General features: G+C 60.9%; 15 protein-coding genes. 6 read left to right on the top strand and 9 right to left on the bottom strand.

Translation table 11 applies throughout. The annotated features are described in order from the left end of the window. Positions 1-21: 21 nt before the first annotated feature. On the top strand, positions 22-906 hold the full coding sequence (locus tag VSP_RS10335; RefSeq protein WP_009960464.1) for a hypothetical protein: 885 nt from the start codon (positions 22-24) through the stop codon (positions 904-906). A gap of 68 nt (positions 907-974) precedes the next feature. Here the strand turns inward: VSP_RS10335 and VSP_RS10330 are convergent, their stop codons facing one another. The 3 genes from VSP_RS10330 to VSP_RS10320 form a co-directional block, all read right to left on the bottom strand. After that, on the bottom strand, positions 975-2,891 hold the full coding sequence (locus VSP_RS10330; RefSeq protein ID WP_198141358.1) for a tetratricopeptide repeat protein: 1,917 nt from the start codon (positions 2,889-2,891) through the stop codon (positions 975-977). Positions 2,892-3,037: 146 nt separating this feature from the next. Continuing rightward, a complete protein-coding gene (locus VSP_RS10325; RefSeq protein WP_009960461.1) occupies positions 3,038-4,816 on the bottom strand; it encodes a formylglycine-generating enzyme family protein in 1,779 nt (592 codons plus the stop codon). A 375-nt stretch (positions 4,817-5,191) separates the two neighbouring features. Further along, on the bottom strand, positions 5,192-6,586 hold the full coding sequence (locus VSP_RS10320) for a hypothetical protein (protein ID WP_009960460.1): 1,395 nt from the start codon (positions 6,584-6,586) through the stop codon (positions 5,192-5,194). Between the two features lie 187 nt (positions 6,587-6,773). Between VSP_RS10320 and VSP_RS10315 the strand changes: the two genes are divergently transcribed. Both VSP_RS10315 and VSP_RS10310 read left to right on the top strand, forming a co-directional pair. Then, positions 6,774-7,487, top strand: a complete 714-nt coding sequence (locus VSP_RS10315) for a hypothetical protein (protein WP_009960459.1) — start codon at positions 6,774-6,776, stop codon at positions 7,485-7,487. Positions 7,488-7,520: 33 nt separating this feature from the next. Then, on the top strand, positions 7,521-8,654 hold the full coding sequence (locus tag VSP_RS10310) for a hypothetical protein (RefSeq protein ID WP_009960458.1): 1,134 nt from the start codon (positions 7,521-7,523) through the stop codon (positions 8,652-8,654). Between the two features lie 85 nt (positions 8,655-8,739). On the opposite strand, the gene VSP_RS10305 is transcribed toward VSP_RS10310, so the two are convergent. The 5 genes from VSP_RS10305 to VSP_RS34820 form a co-directional block, all read right to left on the bottom strand. Next, positions 8,740-10,812, bottom strand: coding sequence for a monovalent cation:proton antiporter family protein (locus VSP_RS10305; protein WP_009960457.1), 2,073 nt, complete (start codon positions 10,810-10,812; stop codon positions 8,740-8,742). A gap of 332 nt (positions 10,813-11,144) precedes the next feature. Continuing rightward, complete coding sequence (locus VSP_RS10300; RefSeq protein ID WP_009960456.1) at positions 11,145-12,521, bottom strand: serine hydrolase; 1,377 nt, start codon at positions 12,519-12,521, stop codon at positions 11,145-11,147. A gap of 213 nt (positions 12,522-12,734) precedes the next feature. After that, positions 12,735-12,935, bottom strand: a complete 201-nt coding sequence (locus tag VSP_RS10295) for a helix-turn-helix transcriptional regulator (RefSeq protein WP_009960455.1) — start codon at positions 12,933-12,935, stop codon at positions 12,735-12,737. Continuing rightward, positions 12,932-13,351 (bottom strand): hypothetical protein, encoded by a 420-nt coding sequence (locus tag VSP_RS10290; protein WP_009960454.1) that lies wholly within the window; start codon positions 13,349-13,351, stop codon positions 12,932-12,934. The genes VSP_RS10295 and VSP_RS10290 overlap by 4 nt, the downstream gene beginning before the upstream one ends. Positions 13,352-13,543: 192 nt before the next feature. Then, a complete protein-coding gene (locus tag VSP_RS34820; protein ID WP_053332327.1) occupies positions 13,544-14,269 on the bottom strand; it encodes an HAD family hydrolase in 726 nt (241 codons plus the stop codon). A gap of 68 nt (positions 14,270-14,337) precedes the next feature. On the opposite strand from VSP_RS34820, the gene VSP_RS43940 reads away from it, so the two are divergent. Next, positions 14,338-14,565 carry a LysR family transcriptional regulator gene (locus VSP_RS43940; protein WP_075088217.1) on the top strand — a complete coding sequence of 76 codons (228 nt, stop codon included), beginning with the start codon at positions 14,338-14,340 and terminating at the stop codon, positions 14,563-14,565. Here the strand turns inward: VSP_RS43940 and VSP_RS10280 are convergent. Continuing rightward, on the bottom strand, positions 14,522-15,025 hold the full coding sequence (locus VSP_RS10280) for a methylated-DNA--[protein]-cysteine S-methyltransferase (RefSeq protein ID WP_009960452.1): 504 nt from the start codon (positions 15,023-15,025) through the stop codon (positions 14,522-14,524). The two genes, VSP_RS43940 and VSP_RS10280, sit on opposite strands and share 44 nt — an antisense overlap. Positions 15,026-15,168: 143 nt before the next feature. Between VSP_RS10280 and VSP_RS10275 the strand changes: the two genes are divergently transcribed. Further along, a complete protein-coding gene (locus VSP_RS10275; protein WP_009960451.1) occupies positions 15,169-16,644 on the top strand; it encodes an AlkA N-terminal domain-containing protein in 1,476 nt (491 codons plus the stop codon). 584 nt (positions 16,645-17,228) lie between these two features. Then, positions 17,229-18,908, top strand: coding sequence for a 3-keto-alpha-glucoside-1,2-lyase-like domain-containing protein (locus VSP_RS10265; protein WP_157210827.1), 1,680 nt, complete (start codon positions 17,229-17,231; stop codon positions 18,906-18,908). The last annotated feature ends 5 nt before the right edge of the window (positions 18,909-18,913 follow it).

Below are 18,913 nucleotides of genomic sequence, written 5' to 3'. Positions count from 1 at the left end.
CCACCTCAAAGCCCCCTTTCCATGGCCTCTGAAAGCCTGCTGGGTCACATCTCCGCCGGAGCCCTCATCCCCCTCATCCTCGTCGTCGGCGGCACTCTGGCTCTCCGAGAAGTGGACCTGGAAATTCACCGCAACGACCTCCGTACGGTGCAGCACCAGCTTGAAAACGCCCAAGCTCTCATCGCATCTTCCCAAGAGCGGATGTCGGCCTGGAACGGGCTGCATGTGAACCTCGGCGGCTGCTACGCGACCCTGGAAGAAACCGACAAGGCCAAAAAGCTTCGCCGGGGAGTGGAGAAGCAACTTGATGCCGAAATACTCGACTATCTCAAGCTACTCCAGTCCACCCGCGAGCGCTTGATGCTCACCACCATCCCGGAACTGCGGCTGCAGGACAACCGCCTCTTCATCAACGCCCGCATCACCAGCATCATGCCGGAAGGCGTGGGATTCACCCATTCCCAAGGCATCATCCGCGTGGAAGGCAAACTCCTTCCACCCGGCTTGCGGGATCTGGTGCAACTGGGAGTCGAGAACCAACTGGAAAGCCTCCGCCCATTCAAGCCGAGCCCTGTCGTTGAGACGGCATCGTCGCCCCGGTGGGCCACCACCAGCAGCCCGAGCTCTCCGGTCCCCACTGGGCCCAGCCCCGCGGAAGTGGCCACACAGGCGCGTGAGAAAAACCGCACCGAATTGATCCTGGCCTATGAGCGGGAAATTTCAGTGTACCAAAATCGACTGGCTGCCATTCGCGCACGTGCGGAAGGGATGACCGCCCGCCGCCCCACTGCAAAAATCCACTCCGCCCCAGCCCAAGCCACCCGTGCAGAGATGGAAGCTCGTGAAGTTGAGAACAAAATTCTCCAACTACAGGGGGAACTCTTTCAGGTGCGTCGGGCGAAGTGAACCCGCCAAATCACGTGGGGACGCCGTCACTGGGTGACCGAGCGTCCGGCGTGAATTCCAACGGGATATCAGAGGGCCTTCTTCAAAAACGCCGCCTCCTCTTTCATCAACAGCACCGGAGAAATTTTCTCTGCAATCGCGAATGCCCTCGCGGTCTCCCCACAATCGGCGAGCAGACCAGCCAGGACCGCTCTCTGACCGGTGGGCAGCGCTTCGGCATCCACCTTGGCGACCAGGGAACGCACGCGCTCTGGATCCAGTTCGCGATAGGCGGCAAACGCCCTCACAAACGCCGCGGCATTGGCCGTCAGCAACCCCTCGGCCTCACTACGCCTGGCCTCGAATGCGCACACCTCCATCTCCCGCCCGAGCAGGAGTTTCAGGTAAGAACGCGCCGCATGCTGCTCCCGGGATTTCGGCTGGGCCTTGAGGAGATCTTCCACTGTCAGCAGGATTGACTCGGCGTCCTGCCCCCGCTGCTGTTGAAGTTGCAACAGTCTTTCCATCACTGCCGGATCCTTCGAGGACGCGGCAGCAGAACGGTACGCTTCCAGCGCCACATCGGCAAACCCCGCCTCTTCCGAGAACGCCGCCGCCCGCAACAACCCACGGTAGTCCCGCATCGCCCCGGCATGACGGCAGGCCTCACGGAAATAACCTTTCACCGTTTCCACCGGCTCGCCCAGCCCACGCGCCAGACGCGCCTGCAACAGGGCCTTCTCCGCCGCATTCAGTGGCATGATCGAGGTACGGCTCATGGCCTCCTTCAGGTCCTGCCAGCGGCCGGAGGCGGCCAGCGCCTCCACATAGAGGGGAAAAAGCTCCCGCATCAGCAGCGCCTTGTCGCGCGGCACCAGCTTGAGAAAGCGCTCATGGTCGCCGCCCGTCGCCAGCCAGCGCAGGAAATCCATGCGATCCTCCAACGGGCGCCCTTCCAGCCGGGTGGCCTCCTCCTCGATCATCTCCTCGCGCCTCTCCGGCCTCGCCTTCACATATGCCCCCAGCACTGCCAGCTCCCGCCTCGGGGAGGCGAAGGGATGAGTACGGACCAGTTTCCACAGTTCATCCGCCTGCGCAGGAGTAAGCGGGATGGCAACGCCTGCCTGCCCTGAGAGCAACTCGATCGCAAGCAACGCCGCACGATCCTTCCCACGTGCCACCGACCATACCTGGTCCTCCGCCCTCTGCTGCACCTCTTTGAACGGATTCCTCAGATCGAGCGTCGCCAGACGCAGCCGACACTCAGGGTCTTCCAGTGCTTTCTCCCAAGAACGGCGCAGCAGCGCCTGGGCTTCGGCCTGCCTGCCATCCGCCCGTGCCAGCAATGACCGCAGTTCCAGCCCATAGCGCCCCTCACGTTCCGCCGGGGACATCTTGTCCAGAAGTTGCCTGGCCTCGTCGGGCTGGCGTAATGCCAGATGACTCTCCGCCATCCGCACCTGGTCCTCAGCCGTGGAGTGCCCGCCAGCGCTGAGCTGGCGTAAAAAGAAAAGCTGCCGCTCCGCACTGGGACTCGTGCGCCGCACCAGCTCCATCAGGGCGCGCAACACGTCCTCCTGGTCGGGGGACTTTTGATACGCTTCGCCCAGGAGCTTCGATGCCTCTTCCCACCGCTCGGCATCCAGATGATGCCGGGCCTGCGCCACCATCGCCGAGGCCTCGCGGCGCTCCCATGCATGGTACAACGGACGTCCCACCAGTGCAGCCGCAGCCGCGCCCCCCGCAACCAGCATCAAAGCCAGCCCCCACTTCCACCACCTCCGCCAAAATCGCCGCGCCCCACCACGCTGGCTGGGCAGCCCACCGGGCATGATCACCGCCGCCGGAACGGTGGATGCCATGCCCATGCCAGATGAAGAAGCCGCGACTCTGCTGGCTCCCGTCGCCCCCATGCCCCCAGTGGACCCCGCCGGTCCGGCTGCCTTTGCCCCGGGCGTAGGCACCCCCGCAGCACCTCCCTCTGGCGGATCAGACGGTGGGGGCATTGGGGGCTGCGGGGTATTTCCTCCGGACATCTCGGGCAAATTAGATTTTCCAGGCTTGGGGCGGCTTTCTCTATGCGGGATCACCCACCACCCCACCGAACGAGCTATCCCGCTTCGAGCAGTACGGCAGATGAACCAGTCTCTTCCTAGGGCGAGCCAAGATCCAGCAGCACGCGGAAGCCGACGTGAGGCCGCATCGAGTCTGCCGGCAAGTGGGTGCGGTACGAGGAAAGTAGCGCCTCCTGCTCCGACGTCAGCCAGGAACTGCCACGCAGGGTGCGCTCCCCGGTCGAACCAGGCCACTCATCCTGACACCACTCCAGAACATTTCCCGCCAGATCCTTGAACCTGCCGGCGTCACCTGTGAAACTCCCCACGGGGGAGGTGTAAGAGTGACTGTCCTGGTAGCCTTGCATGCGGGACGTATCCAGGTTCACGCTGTAGGGCGGCGGCGTGGCCGAGTCACCCCAGGGGTAGCGCACCTTGTCAGCCAGATGTTTGTCCGCAGGCGTAGCGCCTTTTTCATCCTTCAGCCCCACGGCCTCGCTCCATTCCGCATCTGTCGGCAGGCGATACACCGCATTTGCCGGAATCAAACCCGCAGCACGATCATGCCCAGTCAGCCAACGGCAGAAATCAACGGCTTCACCCCAGGTGATATTGACGATCGGGTGGTTTTCCCGTACGGCAAAGGGCGGCTTGTTTGTCCAGCTCTTGCCCTGTTGCGCCATGGCCAGCTCGTAGTCCTGCACCCTCACCTCTGTCTCCCCCAGGAGCTTTCGTCCTGCCCCCGTCGTATCCAGCGGCAGCAGGTTCATGGCCAGGGTGTTTGTGTATGGCTTGTCAGCCGTCGCAGCCTTCAGCGACTTGACATCCGGCAGCTGCCGTCCCGCCACCGTGCCATCCGGGTTGCGTCCTGCCAGTTCCGCCATACGGCGCTTCACGTCTTCCGCCGACACCGAAGGCGTGGCCGTCAACTGTTCCCGCCGGGCCTGAGCTGCGGCCTTGTTGGCTTTGTCCGTCTCCGTCAAGAAGACCGATGTGCGTCGCTTGTCTTCCAGCACACAGCGGAAACCCACACTCGGCGCACGCAATTCTCCAGAAACCTTGTATTCAAAGGACGAGAGCAAGGTCTCCGGTCGGTAATACATCCACGATCCACCACGGAGCACGCCGTAGCTCTGAGCAGTCAGTTCATTCACCCACGTCCACTCCCACACATTCCCACCAAGATCATAGAGCCCCTCCTTTGAAGGGCGAAAGCTGCCCACCGGCGCAGTATGCGTGAAGCCGTCGTCAGACCCATTGATCTCCCGGGAGTTGTAATTCCCCGCATCTGACGGAGGTGGCCACTCCGGGCCCCATGGATGCGCTTCCTTGTCCATCACCCGTTGGGAAACGGCCAGATCCGTCACCCGCCCCACAGCAAGTCCCACGGCCGTAGTCCATTCGTCCGTCGTCGGCAGCCGGTAGGATTGATTGGCATCCAGAGTGCCTTCGGCGCGCTCCTTTTCAGTGAGCCAGTTGCAAAACGCCAACGCTTCCTGCAGCGTCACATTGACCACAGGATGATCTCCCGTCTGGGTGAACGCTGGCGAATGATTCCACACCCGACCTGTAGCCTTAAGGAACGACTCAAAATCCGACACTCGCGTCTCCCACCGGGCAAATAGCACCGGCGAGCCCGGCATGGTGGAGAAGCTCATCCCCAGACTGTTTTTTAACAGCACCTGCACCGGCTCGTCCAGCGAACCCGGCAGAAACTTGCCCGGCACCGCCGCAGCAGGGGCAGCCTCCGCACCAGACGGGACCTGATCCTGGGACCAAACCGGCACCCCGCCCCAACCGCCTACGACAATGGCGGTCACCCCTCCCAGTGCCAGGTGACGAAATGCTGGAGACAGATAATTGGAAAACACTGACATGAGAAAGAAATGGAATCCAGACGGTGAAAGCAAAAGAAGCAGATCGAGGAACTGCGGTGGGTAGAAAACCGGGAGCGGAAAGCCGAGACCCGTGACAGGTTCAGCAGACCCCGCGCAGCTTTAGAAACTTGAGGGCCAGTAATGTTGCGAAAGGGATACGGAGAATCCAGCAAAGATATCAGTCAGATTTGCCCCCGGATGGCCTCGATACAGCATCACCCCTGAGCTGATTCCGTTCCTCCCTTGGTCCCCGGCTTTACCGGGCTCAGCCTCAGTCAATCCGACTGGCAGGCAACTATTAGCCTCATAAACAAAAACCGCAGTCATTGCTGACTGCGGCTTTCAAGATCGGGTCACTCGCTGGTCACACTCCCATTAGAGAGATGTGTCGGTCGGCGGTGTCGTTGGGGTGTTGTCGGTCGGGTTGATGTTGATCGTAGGACCATCCCCGCCGCTATTGTTATTGTTGTTGCTGCCGCTTTCGCCGTTGCCTTCCACGCTGCCAGCCGCTCCGCCGGATGCACCGCGCGAACCAGTCATCATATTGAAGGCACCATAGTTGCCGGCAAACTGGCTCCACAGAGCCTTCTCGTCTTCAGCATCGGGCTTCTCTTCGCTATCTTCCTTCTGCTCTTCATCGCCCTGTTCATTGCCGGAGGATTCGTAGTTGCCTTCGCCCGTGGCGTTGAGGCCGATACCCGTCACAGTGAATCCACCGTTACCGCCAGCGACGACTTGCTGTGAAGCGTCGGAGGGATTCAGCAGACTAACCAAGGCATCCATAGGGAGGCTGGCAAACTGCAGGAAGTCGGACACTGTGCCCCCCACGGAGGCATTGGCACCAGCACCGAGCTCGAAACGAAGCGCCACATAGCGGGCCTGGACCTGCTTGCTCGGCGTGAGCTTGATGTTGCCCAGACCCCGAGCGTCCTGACCGACAGCCACCGGGGTGGCGGAGTCGAGCAAAGCGGCATCAAACGCGAGCTTGCCCCGCCAGTCTTTCTTCTCGTCCAGTTGATTGAAAGCAAACACCTCAAGACGGACCGGAGTGGCCGTGTAGGTGGCGGTGAACTGCTTCAGCTTCCGCGGAGCGCTTAGATCATAGATGATCGTGCGGTACTTGTCACCGGAGGCAGGAAAGTGGAACACGTTCGTCGCGGCCTCCTTCTCACCGGCATTCGTCGGGGTCGGGTAGGCATAGATGACGCGAGCACCACCCACGCCATCAGCGAGATTCAGCGTCGAGGCATTGGAGCTCTCGGAGAATTTCAGATGGAAGTCGCTCGACCGGGCCGAACCAAAAAGGGCAAGGCTGCGGATCATGCCGTTCTGAGAAGCCTGAATGGAAAGCTTCACAAACTTCACCTGTGCTCCGGCAAAGCTCACTGGAACAAGGCGGTCACTGCCCGTGATTTCCATCTGCCCAAGGCCGGTCCACTGGTTGCCATCGGCGCTGCCAGACACGGTGATCTTCCCAGCCACGCCATCGCTCAGGAAGCGGGCGGTGTTGATGGTGTACTGCTTCGCCAGGCGAATCACCACCTCGCTCGCCCCCACGGGAACGCTGGCACCGTCAACGGGATCGGCACCAAGGAGCGAGGACGCATTACCAATCCCCTGACTGCTGCTCACCACCGTGCCGGGGATGGCACTGTTGGCAAGATCAACCGGCTGAGAACCCGCGGAGGGGAGGCGCGGCCAAGAAGCTGCCGCAGCGTCGCCAACGAGGCCAGCGGTCGCCAAAATAAGCGCAATGGAGGCTGTTTTCATAGTCAAGAGAGAACGAAGGGAAGCAGATTCCTTTCCTAATTCCGGCAAATTATCTGTTTTTGTACAAGAATGTCAATGCAAGAGCCTCAAATCGTGGTCTGGCAGACGATATTGTAACAGTCTCTGGATGAACCCCTGCGGAAGTGATTGATAATCCAGTTCTATTATTTTATTTTCCATAGTTAAAATGATGACGTGTCCCCGCTGCGGCTCACCCGTCGAACCGGCCCAGGCCGAGTGCGGCGGATGCGCCTTTTCGCTGGCGGCCGTCATCGGCACCTTCGGTCACAAGCTGGTGCAACTGGACCGGCTCACCGATGCGGCAAATTGCCTTCGACTCCGTGACGCCCAGGCCATCGATGAGTACTTGGAGGACTTGGAGACCGACTTCCCCCAGGTGTTTTTCGCAGCGTACTTCGGGGTGCTGCCTCCCTCTTTCTCACCTGGGGAGTTGAGTTTCTGGCTGCTGAACCATGCCGCCTTCAACAATGAGGAACTCAAAAAACTCAATGAGTTCGCCGTGTTGCTCATTGTCGATCCCGTGGGCAAATGCGCTGGCATCAACGTGGGCTATGCCCTGGAATCGGTGCTGACCCCAAAGAAATTGCAAAAAGTGCTCCAGGCCATCCGCACCCCTCTGTGGCACGGGGAGTTGGTCAATGCCGTGACCTCCGCACTGGGCAAGGTGGCCAAACTCCTGCGTCAGGCTGGCAAACCCACCCGTGCCTCGACCAGCCTGGAAGCTCCCGGCTCCACCCAGGAGTTCATGGGCCGCTCCGGACTCCGCTCTCTCCGCCCTGCTGACAGCCCCCCACCCGCCCGCGAGGCTGACTTCGAATGGCGCAATCGGGAGCGAGACCGTGATCGCGAACGGGACAGCGACGACCTTCCCTACATCTAGCCCCTACCCACCACGCATCCCCCATTCCCCTTCGTGCGCGTCCAGCTCACAGTCCTGTCCCTGGCATTCCTCGCCATCGCGTCCTTGCCTGGCGCAACGGAGGAGGACTCCCTGCCACTGCCACGCTGGACCGCTGAGGACGGAATCAGCGCTCTGCCAGCGGAGGGCAACTCTCCCATAGATAACGCGCTCCTGCCCAACGACGTGAATTTCATCCGCGAGATGGAAGGCATGGACTCCGTCGGCAACAGCCTTCCCTCAACGCCGCCCGCTGCGCCCAAGAGTGCCTTCGACGGCTTCTTCTTTTTCATCCCGAAGGGCAACAAGGCCAAACCCAAGCCTGCCCCAAGCCCGCCACCACTGCTCGCCGCCCCCCGCCGACTCGTAGAAGTGGGACCAGACTTTCTCGCAAAATGCGAGACGACCGACTCCGACGATCACCTCTTTGACCCTAATCCCGTCCTGCCCGAGACTCAGGGGGAAACCCTGCGCCGCCTGCTGAGCTACCATGCCGAGGAGTCTGCCATGACGGCCAACATGCTGCTGCTGGACGAGAATCAGAAACTCCCGGCGGGCATGGACCTTGCACGGATCGCAGGCGGGCGACTCACGGAGGGGAATCAGTGCCTCGTGGTGTACGCACTGGGCCACCCCCTTCGGTCCCGTCTTTTCATGAGTCACAAGGTCACCGCCGTGGTACCGGCTGGTTACCTTCAGGCTCTCTTGCGCGCCTGCGTGGCGGATTCCCTCCAGGCCACGGAGCCTGAGGAACAACTGCAACGCTTCGCCACCCAGCTCTCCATCCGCCTGATCTGGATGGAACGCGCCTACCCTGCCGCCTTCAAAGCCCCCGCCCACGCAGAGCCTCCCCCAGTGCTCCAGACGGCACAGCAGAGTCTGATGCCTGAGGTAGCACCTCCCCCATCCCCCCCGGCACCCCCTGTCCTTGATCAAGCCAGAGATTTGTGGACCCGCTCCTGGCCCACCGCCGCTTGGTCCGTCGGCGGCCTGGTTGTTTTGGGCATCCTCACCTCACTCGGTCTCAGATCTATCCGACGCAAACGCAGCCAGACGGTGTGGCTCCTGCCCGAACTCCCCGCCAATCACCAACCCCGCCTCGGTGGCCCCCATTGCGGCGGCGGCGGCGCTTGGGTGAAGTATGGGTGAGAGTTTTCAGTTTGAAGTTTTCAGCACTCAAACAGGCACAACCTCACGGTTCATGAGCCAATGCGCAAAAAGAACCAAGAACCCCCTACCCCCCAAACACCTTCTTTGCTTCCACGATCTGCCCCTCGGTTCCGAGCAACAACACCGTGTCTCCAGCCTTCAGTTCCTCGCTGACCCCAGGATTGATCACATTGGCCCCCTCGGCCATTCGCTCGATCCCGACGATACTCGCGCCCGTCAGGGTGCGGAGTTGAATCTCCGCGATCAATTTGCCAGCCACGGGCGAGTCATCACTGACCTGAACCATCACCAGCTGAGCCTCACGCAACAAGGCAGGCAGCGCAGGTGTCTCCGCAACCTGACCGCGTCCGTCTCCATGGCGCGACTCGCCTTCCCTCCGCTGAGCAGGAGGCTCGCTCAACGTCTGCTGCAGGGCGATCTGCACCTTGGAGTGCACTTTGATGAACGCCCTGCGCAAAAGGACCACCGTGCCCGCCAGCACCACCGCCAGCACCGCGAGCAGGTTCCTGGAGGGCAGCAGTGCTGAACTGAGCACCAGGAGGTACAGCAACAACCCCGCGCATCCAGCCACGAACAGGGTCTGTGAAATCACCGCCCGAATGGCCGGGGTGCGCTCCCCACCTGCTGCCCGGCTCACGCTCATCTCGCTCACCAGCATGCCGAAGGCCTGCCACTTCCGCACGGCGGCAATGATCATAGGGAGGCTCACCACCATGGCTGCGAGCCAGATGGCTCCTTTCCATCCATTTTGCCCGCCGGGCACTTCCGGTACCCACGCCCAGTCCCGGCCGTGGTCTTTGAAATAGACAGCCGCAATAAATACCGCGGCGATCAAGAGCAGGTTCAAGGCAATCTGCCAGCCCCATTTGCGCAGGAAGACTCCCGCAGACTTTCGCCCGCGGTTCGCGGAAAGACCGCCCACCCACTCCGTGTACGCGTTCAGGGAGGTCACGAGTCCCGGCGGCATCCACCGGACCAGCAACCCCACTGCGGAGTCGGAACTGCGGATGAGATAAGGCGTGGTCAGCGTGGTCAGCGCCGACACAGCCACCGCGATGGGGTACAGGAAACCGCTCGTGACCTTCAACGACAGCCCCAGTGCCGCGATGATGAACGAAAACTCGCCAATCTGCGCCAGCCCCATGCCCACCCTCATGGATGACTTCAAGTCATTGCCCGCAATAAAGGTGCCAAAGAAACACGTCAGCACCTTCCCCACGATCACCGCCAGGGTGATCACCAGAATCGGCAGCCAGTACTGGACCAGCAACGCCGGATCAATGAGGAGACCGATGGAGACGAAGAACACCGCACTGAAGAGATCCCGCACCGGGTGCATCAGGTCCTCGATCTGGGCAATCTGCCGGGCCTCCGCAATGATGGCCCCGATGAGGAACGCGCCCAAAGCCACACTGTAGCCCAGCTTCACCGCCAAAAGCGACACGCCAAAACACAGGCCCGTCACCGTCACCAGCAGCATCTCATTGCTCTTGAACTTGGCCACATAGTTCAGAAGTCGCGGCACCAGAATGAGCCCCGCCACCAGGAGCACCCCAAGGAAGGCGCTGAGCCGCCCCACAGTAGCCGCCACTTCACCGACGCCCAGCTCACCTGTCGTGGCAAACGCCGAAAGCATCGCGATCATGAGGATCGCCAGAATGTCCTCCACAATCAGAATCCCAAAGATGAGCTGCGCAAACCGCTCCCGCGTCTTCCCGATCTCCTCAAGTGCCTTGATGATGATGGTGGTCGAGGAGATGGAGAGGATCGCTCCGAGGAACACACTGTCCATGGTGTTCCACCCAAAAGCCAGCCCCAGCTGATATCCCACCCAGACCATGAACAGGATCTCAAATGCCGCCGCGACCAAGGCAGTCACGCCCACCTGCGTAAGCTTTCTGAGACTGAACTCCAGCCCCAGAGCAAACATCAAAAAGATCACCCCCAATTCCGACAACGTCTCAATGGTGTGTTGGTCCGAGATCAACGGAAACGGGGGCGTGTGGGGCCCAATAATGACCCCCGCCAGAATGTACCCTAGCACCACCGGCTGCTTGAGCTGACGAAAAATAATCGTGACCACTGCAGCGACGATCATCACGACGGCGAGGTCTTGGAGGAAAGAAACGTGATGCATGCGGAGGATGGAAGGCGGAGATCCCGATGGCGACGTACCAGTTGCCCACCGAAACGAGTCCGACACCGATTTTGACCGGGTTCTTTGAAGGAAAAAATCTGGGAATTGCGTGTCCCGGCGACTCAGCCGCCTCCCTCCAACACCGCAAGCTCCCTCAGCGCCCAATCCACCTCAACACCCCCCAACACTTAATCCCGCGCAGCGGGATTTAGGGACTGCGGTGAGAATCGCCGCTTTGGCGTCCAGCAGGGCTGGCACCAGCGCCGCCGCACGTCTCCGCCCCCCTCAGTTCATGAGCCAACACGCAAGCCAACCCTTGCCCCCTGCCACCCTCACTTCCTCAACACCTTGGCCGCCAAGCCATCCACCGACTCTCCGGAATTGCTCAACACCACCACTCCAAAATCCCGGTTGCGCACAAACCCGCAGAAGCTGCTGAAGCCAAACGTCCCACCATTGTGCCAGGTGAGCTCATCCCCATTCTTCAGGCGGGTGAGCTGCCAGCCCAGCGCGGCGGCTTCCCGCCCCTGTCCCGTCGTTTTGGTGAGAGCCAGTCGCACCGCCTCATCACGAGGGTGCAGGTGAGCTTCCAGATACACCAGCATGTCCTTCATGGTCGAACGCACACCACCGGCAGGAGCCCAGTCACCCAGCTCCCACGCTGGCGTCTCATCCCCCTCTTCATCGTATCCCGACACCATTCTCGCAGGGTCGCGGGTGCCCACCAGGGTATCTGCCAGCTTGAGCGGCTCGCAGATGCGCTCTTCCACCAACGTGTCGTATGGTTTACCCCACACGCTTTGCATCAAGCGCCCCAGCACCGCCGCCCCCAGATTGGAATACTCCTCATGCACCCCTGGCTCGGAGTTCAAGGAAACCCGCTCCAGGAATGCCGAGATCATCTTCCAGTCGTGATTTGCATACGGCTGCTGTGGATCGTAGTGCGGCTGCTTGTCCAGGTCATCTGCCAGTCGTGGCAGGCCCGAAGTATGGTTTGCAAGCTGCACCAGCCGGATCGGCTGATTCTTTTTCGCCAGATGGCTCCAGTCCCCCGGCCCCAGCAAGGGGCGAATGTCCGCGTCAAGCGCCACTTTCTTTTCCACCACCGCCTGAGCCAGCAGCAGCGCCGTGAACGTCTTCGTGATGGATCCAATCTCATAGATCGTTTCCCCGCTGGGTAGTTTGCCGCTGCCAGGAGACGTCTCGCCATAGTTGTAGATCCGCGTCCCCCAGTCTTCCAGCACTCCCACCGTCAGGCAGGGCACCTTGCTCTTGCGATAGAACTCCAGCACTGCCTCGTGCACCTTCTTGTCCGTCGCTGTTTTCAAAGGATTGTCATGCCTCGGCTCAGCGCGCAGCGCCTGACCGGCAGGGACCTTCGGCTTGCCGGGGCGGAAGATCATCCCCGCGATCTTCCCCTGCCCATCTACCACCAATCTCAAGGTGCAGACACCCTTCTCGCCCTGTACTTCATAAACGCGAGTCTCCGCGTCGGCAAAAGCAAAGGTGACCGCCGTGAACTCGCCATACGTCTGGCGCAGAGAGGCGCCAAAGAACTTCTCAGTCGCTTCCAGGCTCAACTGCTCCTGAAACTCCGCCGAAAGCATCTTGTACAAGGCAGCATAGTCTCCGGCGTTGTAGCGCTCCTTGATTTTCTCGCACACCTCATCGTGTGCCACGCGGTCGGCAAGTTGGGCATTGGAAGACATAAGACTGGTAAGCCAGGCAAACATAATCAAAAGAGTGCGATGAATCTTCATATTCGTGATGAACGGTGAACATGACGGCTGAACCGGTCACCTTCCGCCTCCAGCAGGAGCGCGTGTACGCACCGGGAAGAGACCGCGACAGGGATGACGCCGTTGTGGACAGAACTGAAAAACACAAAAATGTGGGTCCAGGGGGGCACTTGGACGACGGGCTCAATCCCCCTCTTCCAGGGCGAACAACTCCTCCACCCGAATCGCAAATCGCTGGGCCAGCTTCAACGCCAGCACCGTGGACGGCACAAACTTGCCCGTCTCAATGGCATGGATCGTCTGTCGGGACACCTTGACAGCGTCGGCCAGGTCCTGCTGCGTGAGGCTGTGGCGGGCGCGCTCCACCTTAAGATGGTTCTTCATTCATCCGCGCCCTCCCTTCCCTTCCACCAGGCATAGAGGCACCAGCCGTAGAGTTGCGAGTGGAAGACCAACGCATACACCAGCAGCATGAAGTTCGTCTGGTAACCCACGTCCACCGAGGGATCCTGCCGCGCCCAGGCATAGGTTTTGACCGACATGCGCACCACGATCAACACCACCACCGCCCATTGCAGTGAGGTCAAGCGCAGACGCGCGATCCACTCGTCCTCCACCTGCTCCCGCGCACAGGTGATGAAGAGCAAGCCCGCCATGCAAAGGCACTGGACCAACAGCCCCACTCCAGAAGTGAGATCGTCCAGCGTCGGCAGCGTCACTGCCACATAAACCACCGTGCCCAAATAGAGCAAAACCCCCAGCCACTTGAACCATCGGGGCAACAAAATGCGCGGAAGCATAGGGAAGTCGGGGTGACGCCACAAGCTACGCGCATACTTTACACTATGTAAAGTATGTTTTACATAAAAAGGTCGGGAGACACCAGACAGCCAGACTCCAGACATCAGATCTGAGCCCTCACTTGGGGCCCACCATCCCAGCGCAGCACCTCAACTGCCCGCTTGCGGGCACTCAACCAACGCGAAACGCGCCTAAACCCCATAAGCCTCCACCACCACCTCAGCGCCCGCAGCCAGCAGGGTCTCTTTCGGGAAGCTCGTGGTGAGCCCCACCACCCGGCAGCCCGCCGCCTTGCCGGATTTCACGCCGTTGATCGAGTCTTCAATGACCAGGCACTGGGCCGGATTTACGCCCAAGCGCTCCGCTGCCAGCAGATAGGGCTCGGGATCCGGCTTGCCACGTTTCACGTCATCGCCTGTCACCACCGTCTCGAAGAGGCCACTCAGATCAAATGCATCAAACGCCATTCTCTGCATGCTTGATGCTGCAGACGTCGCCACCGCCAGCCGCAGACCCGATTCCCCAGCAGCCAGCACGAACTCCCGGGCTCCGGAAATCAGGCGCACCAGGGCAAAACGTTCCACGTACAGATCAAAGGCCCGCTTCATCACCGCCGGCGCGTCCCGTCCGGAATCAGGAAACAACCGCATCAGTCCTGCCGCCACTTCCCGGTCCGGCACGCCCTTGAAGCTCAGCAACTCCGTCTCTACGAGCGCCCGGCCACCCATTTCCACCGCCAGAGTGGAAATGCAAGTCGCGTGCACCGGCTCGGAGTCAATCAAGACACCGTCCATGTCAAACAGGATGGCCTTGATGCCCGCCAGCAGACTGGAACTCACCTGGAGCCCCGTTTTCCCAGCATCACATCCTGCCAGTTCACTTTTTACATCAGGTTCCATATCGAGGATTGCATTCATGTTCCACGTTCCATTTTACCCTCCATTCTTCCAATGGCATGTTTTCATGATGGTGATAACCTCTGGTTATGGACATCCGCGAATTGCGCTCCTTTGTCACCCTCGCAGAGCATCTCCACTATGGGCGCGCCGCCCGGCTGCTAAACCTAAGCCAGCCTGCTTTGACCAAACAAATCCTCCGCCTGGAGGAAGCGCTGGGCTCGCCCCTTTTCGAATGGTGCAAGGGAAGAAGCAGGTTGGACCACAGAGCCTCTAAGACCTCAATCCCAGCTCATCATTCCCAACCTCGAGTTTGAGCAGCAGGCTCTTCGCCTCCAGCCCGCCAGCGAATCCCGTGAGCTTGCCATTGCTGCCTATGACCCGATGGCAAGGTACCACAATGGAGATGGGATTGCGGCCATTTGCGGCCCCCACCGCCCGGCCCCCCTTGGGGCGGCCAATCTGATTCGCAATCTGCCCATAGCTGCGAGTCTCCCCAAAGGGAATGGTCGATAGCGCCCGCCACACTTCTTTTTGGAATGCCGTACCCACCGCCGCGAGCTTGAGTTCAAACTGCTTTCGGCGGCCCGCAAAATAGTCCTTCAACTGCCGCTCCGTCTCCAGTAGCACCGGATGCAGGTCATCGCGCTCAGTGTGGCCCAACGGCACGCGCCTGGGGTCGTCGTCTTCCCAAAGGACCGCCGCCAGCCCGTGGTCGCTAGCCACCAGTGTGAGTTCTCCCACGGGTGATTTCATGGTCTTGTAAACATGCTTCATGATCGTCCTCAGATGATTTACGGCACCAGCATGCCACGGGAGATGGATTATCGCTGGCCGTTTTCGGACATGAAAGTAAAATGACATCGACGTCCGAAAACGGCGAGTTTTGGATCCCCGGCGCAGCTACTTTGCCCCCAGCCATGAACGATCCAGAAGGAAGCCCACTCATCGATGACCAGGCGGCCTATCAGGCCCTCACCTCTCACGACCCGCGGTTTGACGGCGTGTTCTACGTAGGAGTGACCTCCACAGGTGTGTACTGCCGCCCCATCTGCCCCGCCAAGGTGCCCATGCTGAAGAACTGCCGCTTTTTCCCCAGTGCTGAGGCGGCAGAAAAAGCGCGTTTCCGCCCCTGCCTGCGCTGTCGGCCTGAGCTCGCCCCCGGCCATGCCCCGGTGGACAATGCCCATCGGATTGCCCAGCTCATCACCCACCGGATGAACGAGGGTTTGCTGGAGGACGGCACCGGGATCGAGGAAATCGCAAGCGAGTTCGGCCTCAGTTCCCGCCAGCTCCGCCGGATTGTGCAGAAAGTACTCGGAGTCTCCCCCCTCGAACTCCTCCAAACCCGCCGGCTGCTCCTGGCCAAACAGCTGCTCACAGAGACCCGCCTTCCTGTGATCGACGTCGCCTTTGCCAGCGGATTCTCCAGCCTGCGGCGGTTCAACGACGCCTTCAGCGCCCGGTACCGCATGCCCCCCAGTCGTCTGCGGAAGGAAGCCACCACCAAGGTGGACGCAGCGGCCCCCACCTCAGACACCTCCACCCTCCAGCTCAGTTACCGCCCTCCGTATGACTGGAAGGCCATCCTGGAGTTTCTACAGGGACGCATGATCAAGGACGTGGAGCACGTCACTGGCGAGAGCTACACTCGCACGGTCCGCCTTGGCTGCCATGCTGGCTGGGTACGGGTGACGCATGCACCGCAGAAGCACGCCCTGCTCGTGGAGTTCACCCACAGCCTCGCCCCGGTCCTGCCCGCGCTCTTGGACCGGCTTCGCAACCTTTTCGACCTCGCCACACGCCCTGATATAATTTCCTCACACCTTTCCCAGGATCCCCTTCTGCGCCCCAGCCTGGAGGCACACCCGGGCCTGCGCGTGCCCGGAGCCTTTGACGGCTTCGAACTCGCGGTCCGTGCCATCTTGGGCCAACAGGTCACCGTGAAGGCCGCCACCACCATCTCCTGCCGCTTCGCCGCCGCGTTCGGGGAGAAGATTGAGACCCCGTTCCCCGAACTCACCCGGCTCTCTCCTCAAGCCGAACGAGTGAGCCGCGCTTCACTGGATGAAGTGGCCCGGCTGGGCATCGTCGCTGCCCGCGCCAACTGCATCATTGGCCTCGCCCGCGCTTACCACAACGGGACCCTCAAGCTCGACGCTGGATCCCCTCCCGACAGCGCCATCGCCCACCTGGTCACTCTTCCGGGCATCGGTCAGTGGACCGCCCACTACATCGCCATGCGCGCGCTCCGCTGGCCCGACGCCTTCCCCAAGGAAGACATTGCCGTGCGCAACAAGCTCGGCGGAGTGACCGCCAAACGAGCTGAGGAAATGTCTCAGCGCTGGCGCCCCTGGCGGAGCTATGCCGTCCTTCACGTCTGGAAATCACTCTAAAGTCGGGGGTAGCCGGGAGTTTGTGATCGGCTAGAAGAATATGAGGCGGTTGGCTGTGGCTGACTTCGGAGTCCAGTGCGTCAGTGGGCAGTACGCCCATGTGTTGAAGGTGCTCTGTGCTAAGACGATCTCGCAGCTTCCAATATTGAAGCATTCAGAACTCAAGTTCCGAATTTTGAGCTCAAAGCAAAACAGTACTGAGTTTTAGCCCATCAGTCGCAAGTCCCGCGTCCGTCGCGCCCGATCATTGGGCTGCAAAGGGCGAGAGCTGACATCCATGACGCCTCAACGTTCACCTGATCATCCGTAGCTCTTCCCCGAAGAGGATGCGGCCACAAGCCCCACGTTGACGAGCTTCCAGCGAGTCTGGGCGGGGTTGAGGTGGAGGAAACATTTACTCCGCAGGAGATTCGGCGGTCCGACTTGCCACAGCCCCCAAAGGGCCCCTTGTGGACAATGCACAAGGTCGCCTCCACGAACCCTCTCCTCCCCATGCTTCCAGGTTCCCATACGCCCAATCCCCAAATTCTCCGAATGATTTCCCTCCCACCCACGTATGCCCTCCCACGCTCTAGCCTACGCCCATGTCCCGCCCCGCCCTTCTTGTTTGTTCCCTCGCTCTGGCCGCCAGCAGCGTCTCCAGTTTCCCCGTCATAGCGCAGGAAAAAGCTCCCCCACCAGCCAGCCCTGCCACTTCAGCACCTTCACCTGCGACCTCTCCCGTGGCATCGACGCCGCCAGAAGGCTTCCGCACCCTTTTCAACACCAGGGATCTGAGCGGCTGGCATGGCCTGAATCCGCACTCCGTCGCCAAGCTCTCCGGTGAAAAAAAGGAGGCCGCACTCAAGCAAATGCGGGAGGACTTCGCGAACCACTGGCGCGTGGAGAACGGCGAACTCGTCAACAACGGCACCGGCCCCTACGCCACGACAGATGAGGAGTTCGGCGACTACGAACTGATGCTCGAGTACAAGACCGTGGCCAAGGCCGACAGTGGCATCTATCTGCGCGGCGTGCCGCAGGTGCAAATCTGGGACTCAAACCAGGTGTTCGATCCCACCAAACCCGACCGACGTCCTCATCTGGGCTCAGGCGGCCTCTTTAACAACTCGTCCAAGACGCTCGGGCGTGATCCCATCGAGCTTAAAGACAAATCCTTCGGCCAGTGGAACACCTTTCGCATCAAGCACATCGGTGACCGCGTTTGGGTGACGTACAACACCCGCCTGGTGGTTAACGGCGCGCGCATGGAAAACTACTGGGACAAAACCCAGCCCTTCCCGGCCAAGGGTCCCATCATGCTGCAAACACACGGGGGTGAGATCCGCTGGCGCAACGTCTTCATTCGCGAGATCAAAGCAGCCGAGGCCAGGAAGTTTGCGGCAGAAAATCCTCTTATCCCCAACCCAACCGAGTACGATGTGGCCTATGGCCCGCATCCAAAGCAGGTTCTGCACTTCTGGAAAGCGGAGTCCTCCAAGCCGACCCCGCTCTTGTTCTTCGTGCACGGCGGTGGATGGACCAGTGGCGGCCGCTTGAGTGGCGTCGCCAATATGCTGTCAGCGATGCTCAAGGCAGGCATCTCCGTCGTTTCCGTGGAATATCGCTTCGTGGGCGAGGCCACCAAGGACGGTGTCGTGCCCCCCGTTAAAGGACCGCTTCACGATGCCGCGCGCGCCCTGCAACTGGTGCGGAGCAAAGCGGCTGAGTGGAACATCGACAAGACTCGCATCGGTGCCTGCGGCGGCTCGGCCGGAGCCTGCACCTCCCTCTGGCTCGCTTTCCACCCCGATCTGGCTGATCCGAAGAACACCGACCCCATCGCCCACGAGTCCACGCGCCTCTGGTGCGCGGCCGTGCTCGGTGCCCAGACCTCCCTCGATCCCCAGCAGATGAAGGAATGGATGCCCAACAGCAGCTACGGTGCCCACGCGTTCGGCATCACGGGCGACCCGGTGAAAAAGACCTCCTCATTCGCCGAGTTCCACGCGAAGCGCGAAACCATCCTCCCCTGGATCGCCGAGTACTCGCCCTATGCCCTCGTCACCTCCGATGATCCACCCATCTACATGTCCTACTCAGAAGCCCCCGCCATGGGACAGAACCAGAAGGATCCCACGCACTCTGCAAACTTCGGCGTAAAGCTCCAAGAACACTGCCGCACCAACAACGTCCCCTGTGAACTGGTGTACCCCGGGGCCCCGGAAGTGAAGCACGCCACCGCCCAGGATTATCTCCTCGAACGCCTGAAGGCGGAGAAATAAGCTCA

Origin of the sequence: Verrucomicrobium spinosum DSM 4136 = JCM 18804 (assembly GCF_000172155.1) — a bacterium.
GTDB lineage: Bacteria > Verrucomicrobiota > Verrucomicrobiia > Verrucomicrobiales > Verrucomicrobiaceae > Verrucomicrobium > Verrucomicrobium spinosum.
This window is presented reverse-complemented; position numbering and strand designations above follow the sequence as displayed.